At 46.6% G+C, this 232-nt stretch carries 1 protein-coding gene; it reads right to left on the bottom strand.

Going from position 1 to position 232, the window contains the following annotated elements; translation table 11 throughout:
* The coding region (locus V0R37_RS23325; protein WP_420376722.1) for a DNA topoisomerase at window positions 1–232 on the bottom strand (232 nt) is incomplete at both ends.

The raw sequence follows: 232 nt of genomic DNA, 5'->3' as shown, positions 1-232 counted from the left end.
GTAACTCATTCTCTTCGTCACCTTTGCGTTTAATGGCTGGTTGCACTTTGGTCCAACCATCAAAACGCAGCACCCGGCCTTTCGCTTTTAACTCATAATCAGCCGCTTTAACCGTAATATTGGTAACATCATAAAGCGCTGGCGGCATTTGACAGGCCACAAACTGACGCCAAATCAACTCATATAGTTTACGGGCATCTTGCTCCCTATCGCCAAGATCTGAAGCCAACAC

The sequence above is a fragment of the Pollutimonas rozaliensis genome (assembly GCF_048751585.1).
Lineage (GTDB): Bacteria > Pseudomonadota > Gammaproteobacteria > Burkholderiales > Burkholderiaceae_B.
Note: the sequence above shows the minus strand (reverse complement) of the source record. Positions and strands in the feature narration are given on the sequence as shown.